We start from the raw sequence: 12,016 nt of genomic DNA on the forward strand, positions 1-12,016 counted from the left end.
CCCCTAGTTTTGCTTAAATATTCTAAGTCTGGTTGAAAATTGATCATTTTGTATAAGTGGCATTGAAATTGCTTCCTTTAGATATAAATAAATGATGAGACGAGGTTTCTATGTCAGAACAAGAACACAACCTACATATCAGCACAGATTATTATGCACCAGAACCCAATCCAGTGGCGTCCGTTGATACCTCTACATTTATTTCACAGCTCAATGTGACCACCAATTTATTTGAGCAACTTAAATCACAATTTTTCAATGAAATGTTAGATGACAAAAGCTTTAATGGTGAAGCGTCCAAAAAAATTGAACAATGGTTGAGTATTCGTAGTCTAGATGATTTAAAAACACTAGAAGTACAAGCAAAACAGCATTTCCTTTATCAAGGCATTACTTTTAATGTTTACGGTGATCAGGAGGGTGCTGAGCGTACCATTCCTTACGATTTGATACCGCGTGTGATTGAAAAGAAGCAATGGGAAAAGATCGCAGCGGGCTGCGCACAACGAGTCAAAGCATTAAATTTATTTCTAGATGATATTTATCATGGACAGCATATTTTAAAAGAAGGTTTGATTCCTGCAGAACAAGTGATTGCGCACGAAGCGTTCCAGCCGCATATGTTAAAGCACCAGTTGAAAGGCAAGGTTTATTCACAAATTAGTGGTATTGATATCATTCGTGACGGGCAAGGCGATTTCTTTGTGTTGGAAGATAACCTGCGAACCCCTTCAGGCGTATCTTATATGCTGGAAAGCCGCAAAATCAGCCAGAAATTGATGCCAGATCTGTGTAGCAGTAATAATTTACAGGGGATTGAGCAATATCCAAGTCTGTTAAGAGCAATTCTCGAAGAAAATGCTTATGTTGATCAGCCATTAATTGTGGTGCTTACACCTGGGCGCTTTAACAGTGCTTATTATGAACATTCATTTTTAGCGCGTGAAATGGATGTGCCACTGGTGACCAGCCGAGATTTGTATGTAGAAGATGATAAGGTTTTCGTCAAAACTATTCGTGGCCGCCAGCAGGTAGACGTCATCTATCGCCGTGTTGATGATGAATTCTTAGATCCACTCAGTTTTAGACCTGACAGCACGTTGGGTGTACCTGGATTGATGTCTGCATATTTACAGCACAATGTTGTGATTGCCAATGCGCCTGGCACAGGTGTAGCAGATGACAAGTCGATTTATCCTTATGTCGATCAGATGATTCAGTTCTATTTAGGTGAAGCACCTATTTTGAATAATGTGCCAACTTATCAGTGTCGAGAAGCGGAACAGCTGGATTATGTGCTTAGTAATTTAGAAAAATTAGTGGTGAAAGAAGCACAAGGCTCAGGTGGTTATGGCATGTTGATTGGTCCTCAAGCAGATCAACAGCAGATTGATTGTTTCAGACAGAAACTGATTGAGACGCCACATTTATATATTGCACAACCGACTTTGGCACTTTCCGTCGCTCCGACCATGACTGCGGAAGGGGTTGCTGAGCGACATATTGATTTAAGACCTTTTGTACTCAGCTCACCTTATCGCACCGAAATTGTGCCGGGTGGCTTAACACGTGTTGCCATGCAAGCAGGTTCTTTAGTGGTGAACTCTTCTCAAGGTGGTGGAATTAAAGATACATGGGTGGTTGAAACATTACGTTCCTGAACTATATCCACAGCCTGAAGATGATAACAACGCGGGCTGTGTGACTGAATATTAAGAAAAGGGAGGAGATTTATGCTTTTACTTAGCTCAAGCGCTCAACATATTTATTGGTTAGGACGTTATTTATTCCGTATTGGTTATGTGGCGGGACACTTACTCTTTGTTGATGATCAACAGGCATCAGAATTTGCACAGGCACTTTGTTTACATATTGATGATGCAGAAAACTTGAATCAATTTATGTTAGATCGGCAGCAGCCTTATTCTTTATTGAGTCAGCTTGAGATTGCGCGGGACAATATTCAGGAGCTTAGGGGGTTATTAACAGCGCAGGCCTATGCTGAGCTCAATTTTTTGATCAAAAATGTGGCAGTAGACGGGCTCGCGATTCAAGAAGTGGTACAAAGCTGTTGCAATATTTTAAAAACAGAGCAAGAAGATATTTTTCTATTTTTTCATATTGGGCAATGCGTTGAGAAAATAGATACCTATTTTAGGTTTCAACACAATACACATGCGGTGTTCGATTCGATTGATCCAACCATTGAGCGGTTATTTCAAATGGGATGGCAGGATTTGCAACCATGTTGGGAAGACTTAAAAGATCAGCCTTATTTAAATCAGTTTTATGCATTTACCTATAAATTGGAAAATCAATTTGAGGCATCCTCATGAAACTCATGGTGAATCACCAAACGCATTATCGCTATACCGAACTTGCACGGAACAGTGTTCAATCCATCAAAATGATGCCGCAAAGTTCACGGCATCAGAGTGTTGAGAATTGGCATATCAGTGTACCAGGGCAGTATTCGTGTCAGCGTGATGCATTTAACAATTTATGGATTACCGCAACACAACGTCATGATTATCGTTATCTGACCATCATGGCGCAAGGTGTGGTGGATTTGCATGCGACGGAGTTAGGCTATGTTGAAACCGATGTTTCATCATTGCTGTTTTTACAACGTACAGCAATGACCTGTTGTGACCTGACCATGACAGATTTTGCACAATCAATTGTTACGGTAAAAGATCGTCAACATTTAATTGTTTTATCTGAAAAAATCTTACAGCAAGTCCCATATCAACCTGAAAGCACCTCGGTTACGACCTCAGCTATTGATGCTTTTTATGCGGGTCAGGGGGTTTGCCAAGACCACGCACATATATTAATTGCCATGTGCCGTGCGTTACAATTACCAGCACGTTACGTTTCGGGCTATATCTACGATGAAAATCAGCCACACCTCGCCAGTCATGCATGGGCAGAGGTTTTTGTGGATAATGAGTGGTATTGTTTCGATGTAAGTAACCAGATATTTACACCCCAAAATCATATATACGTTGCAGTTGGACGTGATTATTTAGATGTGGCACCTGTTCGAGGTATTCGTGAGCAAGGTGGGGTGGAAAGTATGATGTCTGTGGTGCAGGTTTTGGCATGTTGAAGGTAAAGAGAGAAAGATGACCTATTGTTGCGCATTAAGATTAGAGCAGGGTTTGGTATTGATTAGTGATACCCGAACCAATGCAGGGGTCGATCATATTTCTGTATTTCGTAAGTTGCATACCTTTGGTGTTGAAGGTGAACGTTTTATTGCTTTGCAAACAGCGGGTAATTTGGCGACGACTCAAGCCGTGATTGGGCATTTGCAGAATGCTTTGGCTTTGCACCAAGAGCCGAATTTGTATAGTGCCAATACCATGTTTGAAGTGGCTGAGTTGGTTGGAAAAACTTTACGTAAAGTGCTTGAAGACATTACCAGTGATACTCAAGAACAGATGAATTATTCATGTAGTATCTTGGTTGGCGGTCAGATTAAAGGCGAAGAAATGCAGCTTTATAATGTTTACCCACAAGGGAACTTTATTTGTGCAACCACCGATACACCGTATTTTCAAATTGGTGAAAGTAAGTACGGTAAACCTATTTTAGATCGTGCTTTACACTACGACACGCCGCTAGATGATGCATTACGTTGCTCGTTGATTTCTTTTGATTCGACTTTACGTTCTAATGTTTCAGTGGGTTTACCTTTAGATGCGTTGGTTTACCATAAAGACAGTTTTACTATTCCTGAAGGTAAACGTATTGGTGAGGATGACCCGTATTTTACGCAGATTAGTCGGCAGTGGTCCGAGACGCTGCGCCGTGGTTTACAAGAATTACCAAAGCCAACAACAGATTATGGTTTATAGCCTGTCTTAGCCCCCCATAAGCGAATATATGGATGCTTTAGGGGGATGTAACTAAGCTGTTGCTATATTTTTGCTGAGAATGCGATCTAACGACAACATACTTGGTCGAGATGTGATAAGGATGGCCAGAATAAACATGTACAGCAGATCATGCACATAAAAGAACCAACTGAGCCAGCTAATCGGATCTAAGCCATTTGGAATCGTATGAATTCCGACTGTGTATAGTGCTGTCAGGCAAATCATAAACAAGAAAATACTGCTGATCTGAGTAAATAACCCCAAAATCAGAAATAAACCTGCAAGCATTTCAGTCGCTGAAACAAAAGTACTCATGATTGCTGGAAATGGAATGCCTGCATCGATGATTGTTTCCAGCATAATCAGTTTATTTTTTTCAACGAAAAGTTTATTGAAGCCTGTAGTAAAGAAAAAAATACCGATCGAAATTCGGATCACAAAGAGCACGAATTGTTGGATCGGCATTTTATACAGCGGATTATCGTAAATCAGTTTTAACATGTGAGGCTTAAATTATTAAAACTGTATTAGAGATAAAACCCAAAAGTTGATCAAGTATTGTTTAGTTACCTAACTGTCGCACGGGCCGTTGGGTGAGGCGGCAAAGTAGTTCATAGCCAATCGTTCCATTGGCAGCCGCGACCTCATCCACTAAACGATGTTGACCCCAAAGTTCAACTTTTGTGCCGATTTCAGCGTTAACATGACTGATATCAATGGCTATCATGTCCATGCTGACACGACCGACTACAGGAACGAGTTGTTGATCAATGGCAACAAAATTTTGCTTCACAAAAGCACGTGGATAACCATCGCCATAGCCAATCGAAACAATGGCAATCTGTGACGTACATGACGCTGAGTAGGTCGAACCATAACCGACAAATTCACCTTGTTGAATCTGATTGAGTGCGATGATTTCGGCACTAAAGGTCATGACAGGCTTTAGATCGAGCTCATGTACATTTTTATCAGCAAATGGGGATGCACCGTAAAGCATGATACCTGGACGAACAAAATCAAAATGCAATTCAGGGTATTTATAAATTGCAGCAGAATTACAGCAAGACACCAAGATCGGTTCACAGGCTTGTTTGACCTGTAAGAATTGCTGCTTTTGTTGCTCATTTAAAGGGTGGTCAACATCAGCATTGGCAAAATGCATGGCAAGTACACAGGTAAAACCTTCTGCTTTTAAGCGTTGAATGATATCGATGATTTCATCGACTTTGAAACCTAAACGGTTCATGCCACTATTTAGTTTGACCCAAACCTTTAAGCCCAACGCATTATAAGCAGCTTTATGTTGAATTAACCATTCGACTTGTTGGCTGTGATGAACGATACATTCAAGTTTCTGTTCGATAACCTGTTGCATCTCATCTTCAGAAAACACGCCTTCAATGAGCGTAATCGGCTGAGTGTATCCCAGTTGCCTGATCTCCAAAGCTTCTTCCAGACAGGCGACACCAAAAGCGTCCGTGGCCTCAAGGGCGGCTAAACAGTTTTTAACTCCATGTCCATAGGCATTGGCTTTGACCATACTGACGATTTTTGAATGTGGAGCAAGTTGTTTAACACGGTTTAAATTATATTGCAGTGCTGCACTGTCAATATAAACTGTTGCTTGGCGCACCCTGATTTCTCCTTTGGGTCGACTAGGAAACGAGATAATGCAATTTGGATCGCGAAGGGTTTATTCCTCATCCTCATATTGAGCATAGAACTCAGGCGAGAGGTTACTAAAACGGGTGTATTGGCCTTCGAAGGCAAGACGAACGCTACCAATTGGACCGTTACGCTGTTTACCGATGATAATCTCAGCAGTACCTGCTTCTTTAGATTCTTTGTTATAGACTTCATCACGGTAAATGAACATGATCAAGTCGGCATCCTGCTCGATCGCACCCGATTCACGCAAGTCTGACATTACAGGCCGTTTGTTTGGTCGGTTCTCCAAACTACGGTTCAACTGAGACAGTGCAATCACAGGACATTGCATTTCTTTGGCCAAAGCTTTCAAGCTTCGCGAAATTTCCGAGATCTCGCCGACACGGTTATCGCCCATACCCGGGACTTTCATCAGCTGTAAATAGTCGACCATGATACAGCCGATCTTACCATCATGCATTTTAGCCACACGACGTGCACGTGCACGAAGTTCGGTAGGTGGCAGGGCAGATGAATCATCGATATAAAGATGCATTTCTTGTAGCTGAAGAATGGTCCCAGTGACTTTGGTCCATTCATCGGCATCCAGATTACCCGAACGTAAATGCCCCTGATGGACTTTACCCATTGCTGAGATCAAACGCATCGCAATCGAGTCTGCTGGCATCTCCATCGAGAATACGAGAGCAGGTAAGCGGTTATATTGCAGTACACTTTCAACCAAGTTCATAGCGAACGTAGTTTTACCCATCGATGGACGTGCTGCAACAATAATCAAATCTCCGGCTTGCATCCCTGATGTTTTATTATCAAGCTCTAAGAAGCCTGTGGTTAAACCAGTAATGTTGCCATCTAATTTAGACAGCTCATCTAGCTTGGTAATCACATCTGCAGTCACTGAGCTGATTGATTTAGGACCTGAATCTTTTTTATTGTTATTGTGCTGTTCTGCCAAAGAGAAAATACTGGTTTCTGCTAAATCAAGAATTTCGCTGACTGGACGACCTTTGGTGTCATAAGCATTTTGTAAAATATCACTGCTGATTTTGATCATGTTACGCAGAGTTGAGAACTCCTTGATTTTATTTGCATAAATTTCAAGGTTGTAGAAGCTTGATGGAGAGTCTGCCATCAATTGCATCAGATATTCTTCACCACCAATTGCATCTAACAGGTTTTGTTTGAGCAACCAGTCATTGACCAAAACAGCATCATACGGTGAGTTTTCCTGTGCCAGTTTTTCAATGGCACGATAAATATATTTGTGACGTGTCGCATAAAAATCATTTTCTTTGAGTAAGTCACTGACTTGTTCAAATGATTCTGCAACCGTCATTAACGCTGCCAATACCGCTTGCTCAATTGCAAGGTTATGCGGTGGAGTGCGAAATTCTTTTAGTTGACCTGAGTCACTCACTTTACTCTCTGTATTTGGAGAATTTTTTGTAAAATTGGCATTCGCCTGTGACATAACAAGACCTAATAAAAAGATGAAACCAAACCGAGTGACTATCTTAATCCAAATGGAGGTCATCGGGACAATTTAATTCAGTGAAAATTGTGTAAGTGGTGAAAAAGTGTGGTTTGAATGCTAGAGCCGATTGGATGCACCCCATTGGCACATCATGTCTAAAAGTGGAATTAATGATAGCCCTCGTTCAGATAAACTGTATTCGACTTTGGGTGGGATTTGTGGATATTCCTTGCGAATAATTAGTTGATCTTTTTCCATTTCTTTCAAGGTTAAGCTTAAGGTTTTGAATGAGATGTTACCGATTGAACGTTTTAATTCATTGAATCGCATGATGGATTTATGTTGATAAAGCCAATACATGATAATCATTTTATATTTTCCATTGATCAGGGACAGTGTATATCCAAAATCTGTTTGTTCTAAGTCAATATGGGGTGGTGCACAAATTTCCATAGCATTCTTCTAACACTAACTTTTAGTCTAGTATATAACCATAATGACCGTACTTATATTCTTGAAAGCATACTTTTATAATCAATTCCATGCCGATTACTGAACGACTTAAATGTCTGATGGGATGATTTGAAATGAAAAAAACGCTCGTGATTATTGCTCATCCTGATATTCATAATTCTGTTATTAACAAACGCTGGATTGAGGAATTAGCTCAATATCCAGATGAATTCACCATCCATGAACTTTATCAAAATTATCCCGACGGTCATATTGATGTGGCAAGAGAACAAGCATTGGTTGAAGCACATCAAAATTTGGTCTTTCAATTTCCGATTTATTGGTTTAATTGCCCACCATTATTAAAACAATGGTTGGATGATGTACTGACCTATGGTTGGGCTTATGGCTCCGCAGGTCATCAATTAAAAGACAAGAAAATAACGCTTGCGGTCTCAGCGGGGATCAAAGAGAAAGACTATTCAACTGATGGACGATATCAATTTAGTTTAAAAGAATTGTGTTTACCATTTGAATTGACAGCCCGTTATATAAAGGCGGATTACCAACCAATGTATGCTTTTTATGGAATGGATACCAATCCGGAAGAAGGAGAGGTTCAACCTACTGGGAATGAAATCAATCAGAGTGCAGTGAATTATGTGAAATATTTATTAGAGATGCATTAACTGCATTTTCAATAAATAGGGTGATTTAAGAAAAAAAATAATAGACATAAAAAAAAGAGCATGTAAAACATGCTCTTTTTTTTTGCAGAAATTACTCAGATACGATAGTAACGAGAACTTCAGCAACAACATCATGGTGCAATTGGATTGCGATGTTGAATTCACCAGTGTGACGAAGCGCACCGTTTGGTAAACGAACTTCTGCACGGTCTACAACAAGACCAGCATTAGTTAAAGCATCAGCGATGTCACGAGTACCGATTGAACCGAAGAGTTTACCTTCGTCACCAGCTTTAGCAGTGATCACGATGTTAACTTCGTTCAATTGTTCAGCACGTGCGTTCGCAGCAGCTAATACTTCAGCTTCTTGCTTCTCAAGTTCAGCACGACGAGCTTCAAAAGCAGCAGTGTTTGCTTCTGTTGCAGCTACAGCTTTACCTTGAGGGATCAAGAAGTTACGACCGTAACCAGCTTTAACTGATACTTTGTCGCCTAATTTACCAAGGTTTTTAATGCGTTGTAATAAGATAACGTCCACAGCTCACCTCACTTACTTATGGTTGTCAGTGTACGGAATCAAAGACAAATAGCGAGCTTGTTTAATAGCTAACGCTAATTGACGTTGATAACGAGCTTTAGTACCTGTAATACGGCTAGGAACAATCTTGCCGTTTTCAGTGATGTACTGTTTTAATGTGTCGATATCTTTGTAGTCGATGTACGCAACATTCTCAGCTGTAAAGCGGCAGAACTTGCGACGACGGTAAAAACGTGCCATTGATGTTCTCCTTATTCAGCTTCTTGAATTGCTTGTTGTGCTTCTTCACGTTGAGCTTTACGCGCACGTTTTTCTTCAGCACTCTTAGCAAGTAAAGATTCTTCAGTGATTGCGTTTTCACGACGGATGATGATGTTACGAATAATTGCATCGTTATAACGGAACAATTCTTCTAATTCATCAAGAGTCGTTTGACCACATTCAACATTCATAAGAATGTAGTGTGCTTTGTGAATTTTGTTAATCGGGTAAGCCAATTGGCGGCGGCCCCAATCTTCTAAACGGTGAATTTGACCTTCAGCTTCTTTGATCTGAGAGATATAGCGTTCAACCATACCTACAACTTGATCGCTTTGGTCTGGATGTACCAATAGTACGATTTCGTAGTGACGCATTGTCAGCTCCTTACGGTTTAAGCAGCCCCTAATTAAAAAAATTAGAAGCAAGGAGTCATAGCTTTAAAAGCTATGTCGCAAATTGCGAAGCGGGGATTATATGCAAATTGACGCTATAAAGCAAATTTGCCATAGTCTTTGGATTGTATTTTTCAAATAAAAAAGGGAAACAACAATGGAACCACAATTTATAAAGACTGTTGCTTTAATTGAATCGATTTTGCAGTTGAATACAGAGGAGGCATATTCGGAAGTTTTTGAGCAATATGATGGTGATATTTACCAAATCTTAATGATCGTCGATTGGCGTGAGGAGGATGAAGCGATTGTTGAATATTGTGAAAATATTTTGCAAACGGGAAGTTTAGTTGCAGAGATACAAAATGCAGATAATCCACAAGGGTTTATGATTACCCTTTATTATCGAGATAAAGCTTTGATCATTCCTTATCAAGGTGAGGGTACAGATCGAGATACGACTTTAAAAGCACTCAATCAGATTTTGCAGCCAGATTATGAAATCCGTTTTTGTGTGGCTTCTGATGGGGCTGATACCTTGGAGTTTATCCCGTTACCAAAAAGTTTATGGCAAAACTTAGATCAAAAATATCCACATAATATTGATCAATTTTTTAGACGTTTTGAGCCAGACAGTACTTTCTTTGGTTAGGCGAAAGTCAACAAAGAATTTTCTTATTTTAAAGAAGCAAAAAATTGCTTTGAAGATCTATTTATGATGTTTCATTTAGGCAATAAAGAACTAAATGTTTTTATTGCACGAAATGATAAAAATTGGGAGAGCATAAAAAGATAGAGCATTCTCTATCTTTTTAAAAAATAGGGAAGAATGGTGCAGGGCTTTTAAAGGTGAAGCTAAAGCTTAAACTGATAACAGTAATGAGGATTACTGAGAAAAGGAAAAAGCGTTTGGCCCAAAGTTGATCATCTTTGGCCTTGAATCCTAAAATAGCAATGTAGAACCAGTAAATGCAAAGTATGTTGCAGATGACCAAGAAAATGATATTGGTGTATCCATATACATATAAAGCATTCATCGCTAGAGTAAATAAAACCACATAAATCAGTGATTCAATTTTTGTTCTAAGGATTGAGCGGGCTACAGGTAAAATAGGAACGCCTGCATTTTTGTAGTCGTCAAAACGATAAATTGCGATCGCCCATGAATGTGGCATTTGCCATAAAGCATATGCAACAAAGATCAATAGCGCCGCCATATCGAACTGATGACTTACAGCCACATAACCAATAACAGGTGGACTCGCTCCAGAAATACTACCAATCACGGTTTGATGGATTGTGGTGCGTTTGCTCCACAAACTATAAAAACCGACATAGACCACGAAACCAATCACAGCAAACAAGAATGCATAAGCATTGACATAGAACCAGAGAATGCTAAAGCCAATCACACCTAAAACCAATGCATAACACATGGCAACAGTAGGGGAAATGGTCTTTGTCACAAGCGCGCGGTTCATGGTGCGTTGCATTTTTTGATCGATGTCTTGATCAATTACGTTATTGACTACACAGCCAGAAGCAACCACTAAAGTTGTTCCGAGAAGGGTGAGTAATAATAAGAGGCAGTCTATAGAGCCTTGGGCGGCTAAGAAGAAGCCGCCCAAGGTGGTAATAAAATTACCGAAGAGAATTCCTGGTTTAGTCAGGAATAAGTACTTTTTCCACATGACAATCAGTTTAGATCATCATGTTGTAGTGTAGGTAATTCATAATCCACACAGAGCCGACTAAGAGTACAGCGATACATAAAATTGTGTAGATAAATGCAATAAGGTTCCAACGTTGGTCAGATGATGTGTTCATGTGCAAGAAATACACAAGTTGTACAAGTACCTGAGCAACAGCAGTAATTGCAATTACTGTAACTAAAATGCCACGACTAAAACCGCCAGCCATCACCATCCCGAAAGGGATGATGGTGAGGATGACAGAAAGGATAAATCCAATCGTGTATTGTTTAAAGTTACCGTGTGACGCGCCTGCAGCATTATGGTCATGACTACTCATTAGAGAACTCCCAGTAAGTAAACGACGCTGAATACACAGATCCAAACGATGTCAAGGAAGTGCCAGAACAAGCTTAAGCAAGCAAGACGACGTGTATTCGGTAAGGTCAAACCATTCTTTTTGATTTGGTAGATTAATACCAACATCCACACTAAACCTGAAGTTACGTGGATACCGTGTGTACCAACCAAAGTAAAGAATGCAGATAAGAATGCACTGTGAGTTGGACCATGGCCTTCGTGTACAAGGTGATGGAACTCATAGATTTCCATTCCAATGAACGATGCACCAAAAAGGAATGTAACAAATAACCAAGTGATCACTTGATTTACATTCTTTTTATAAGATGCAAGTACAGCAAAACCAAATGTTACCGATGAAATCAATAAGGCAAATGTTTCAGTTAACACGAAGCCTAATGAGTCATGGAACAGGTCATATGCACTTGGAGTTCCTGGTGGAATATGACTGCTTAATACAGCGAACGCAATGAAGAGTGATCCGAAAAGAATCAAGTCACTCATCAAGTATGTCCAGAAACCAAAGACCGTTAAGTCTGTATCATCATGTTCATGATGACCATCGTGGCCGTGGTTGTCGTGATGAAGTACTTCAGCCATTTC

The 12,016-nt window shown here is 40.1% G+C and carries 16 protein-coding genes; 6 read left to right on the plus strand and 10 right to left on the minus strand.

What is annotated here, in order from left to right; all coding sequences use genetic code 11:
• Positions 1-110 precede the first annotated feature (110 nt).
• From NDN11_RS06490 to NDN11_RS06505, 4 genes are all read left to right on the plus strand, one after another.
• Entirely contained in the window at positions 111-1,661 is a 1,551-nt protein-coding gene (locus tag NDN11_RS06490; RefSeq protein WP_167248319.1) for a circularly permuted type 2 ATP-grasp protein, read from the plus strand.
• Between the two features lie 72 nt (positions 1,662-1,733).
• A complete protein-coding gene (locus NDN11_RS06495) occupies positions 1,734-2,336 on the plus strand; it encodes an alpha-E domain-containing protein (RefSeq protein WP_251111136.1) in 603 nt (200 codons plus the stop codon).
• Positions 2,333-3,112, plus strand: a complete 780-nt coding sequence (locus NDN11_RS06500) for a transglutaminase family protein (RefSeq protein WP_251111137.1) — start codon at positions 2,333-2,335, stop codon at positions 3,110-3,112. The genes NDN11_RS06495 and NDN11_RS06500 overlap by 4 nt, the downstream gene beginning before the upstream one ends.
• A 16-nt stretch (positions 3,113-3,128) precedes the next feature.
• Positions 3,129-3,863: a proteasome-type protease gene (locus tag NDN11_RS06505; protein WP_251111138.1), complete on the plus strand. Its 735-nt coding sequence runs from the start codon at positions 3,129-3,131 to the stop codon at positions 3,861-3,863.
• Between the two features lie 51 nt (positions 3,864-3,914).
• On the opposite strand, the gene NDN11_RS06510 is transcribed toward NDN11_RS06505, so the two are convergent.
• From NDN11_RS06510 to NDN11_RS06525, 4 genes are all read right to left on the minus strand, one after another.
• Positions 3,915-4,385 (minus strand): DoxX family protein, encoded by a 471-nt coding sequence (locus NDN11_RS06510; RefSeq protein WP_167248323.1) that lies wholly within the window; start codon positions 4,383-4,385, stop codon positions 3,915-3,917.
• 61 nt (positions 4,386-4,446) lie between these two features.
• The gene (gene alr, locus NDN11_RS06515) at positions 4,447-5,520 is read right to left on the minus strand and encodes an alanine racemase (RefSeq protein ID WP_251111139.1); all 1,074 of its coding nucleotides are present in this window, start codon (positions 5,518-5,520) and stop codon (positions 4,447-4,449) included.
• Positions 5,521-5,580: 60 nt separating this feature from the next.
• Positions 5,581-7,026 (minus strand): replicative DNA helicase, encoded by a 1,446-nt coding sequence (dnaB, locus tag NDN11_RS06520; protein WP_005204716.1) that lies wholly within the window; start codon positions 7,024-7,026, stop codon positions 5,581-5,583.
• A 120-nt stretch (positions 7,027-7,146) separates the two neighbouring features.
• Positions 7,147-7,482, minus strand: a complete 336-nt coding sequence (locus NDN11_RS06525; protein ID WP_167248325.1) for a winged helix-turn-helix transcriptional regulator — start codon at positions 7,480-7,482, stop codon at positions 7,147-7,149.
• A 134-nt stretch (positions 7,483-7,616) separates the two neighbouring features.
• On the opposite strand from NDN11_RS06525, the gene NDN11_RS06530 reads away from it, so the two are divergent.
• Positions 7,617-8,171: an NAD(P)H-dependent oxidoreductase gene (locus NDN11_RS06530; protein WP_251111140.1), complete on the plus strand. Its 555-nt coding sequence runs from the start codon at positions 7,617-7,619 to the stop codon at positions 8,169-8,171.
• Positions 8,172-8,262: 91 nt separating this feature from the next.
• Here NDN11_RS06530 and rplI read toward each other — a convergent pair whose 3' ends face one another.
• From rplI to rpsF, 3 genes are read right to left on the minus strand one after another with little or no spacing between them, the layout of a single operon-like run.
• The gene (gene rplI / locus NDN11_RS06535) at positions 8,263-8,709 is read right to left on the minus strand and encodes a 50S ribosomal protein L9 (RefSeq protein ID WP_004654410.1); all 447 of its coding nucleotides are present in this window, start codon (positions 8,707-8,709) and stop codon (positions 8,263-8,265) included.
• A 12-nt stretch (positions 8,710-8,721) separates the two neighbouring features.
• Complete coding sequence (gene rpsR, locus NDN11_RS06540; protein ID WP_000090661.1) at positions 8,722-8,949, minus strand: 30S ribosomal protein S18; 228 nt, start codon at positions 8,947-8,949, stop codon at positions 8,722-8,724.
• Between the two features lie 11 nt (positions 8,950-8,960).
• Positions 8,961-9,344 (minus strand): 30S ribosomal protein S6, encoded by a 384-nt coding sequence (gene rpsF / locus NDN11_RS06545; RefSeq protein WP_167248327.1) that lies wholly within the window; start codon positions 9,342-9,344, stop codon positions 8,961-8,963.
• Positions 9,345-9,519: 175 nt separating this feature from the next.
• On the opposite strand from rpsF, the gene NDN11_RS06550 reads away from it, so the two are divergent.
• Positions 9,520-10,014 (plus strand): hypothetical protein, encoded by a 495-nt coding sequence (locus tag NDN11_RS06550; protein WP_251111141.1) that lies wholly within the window; start codon positions 9,520-9,522, stop codon positions 10,012-10,014.
• A 160-nt stretch (positions 10,015-10,174) separates the two neighbouring features.
• Here the strand turns inward: NDN11_RS06550 and cyoE are convergent, their stop codons facing one another.
• From cyoE to cyoC, 3 genes are read right to left on the minus strand one after another with little or no spacing between them, the layout of a single operon-like run.
• On the minus strand, positions 10,175-11,053 hold the full coding sequence (gene cyoE, locus NDN11_RS06555) for a heme o synthase (RefSeq protein ID WP_251111142.1): 879 nt from the start codon (positions 11,051-11,053) through the stop codon (positions 10,175-10,177).
• Between the two features lie 10 nt (positions 11,054-11,063).
• Complete coding sequence (locus NDN11_RS06560; protein WP_004806013.1) at positions 11,064-11,393, minus strand: cytochrome o ubiquinol oxidase subunit IV; 330 nt, start codon at positions 11,391-11,393, stop codon at positions 11,064-11,066.
• Positions 11,393-12,013, minus strand: coding sequence for a cytochrome o ubiquinol oxidase subunit III (gene cyoC, locus NDN11_RS06565; protein ID WP_004806016.1), 621 nt, complete (start codon positions 12,011-12,013; stop codon positions 11,393-11,395). Before cyoC ends, NDN11_RS06560 begins: the two co-directional genes overlap by 1 nt.
• Between the last annotated feature and the right edge of the window lie 3 nt (positions 12,014-12,016).

It is taken from the genome of Acinetobacter sp. C26M (assembly GCF_023702675.1).
Taxonomy (GTDB): domain Bacteria; phylum Pseudomonadota; class Gammaproteobacteria; order Pseudomonadales; family Moraxellaceae; genus Acinetobacter.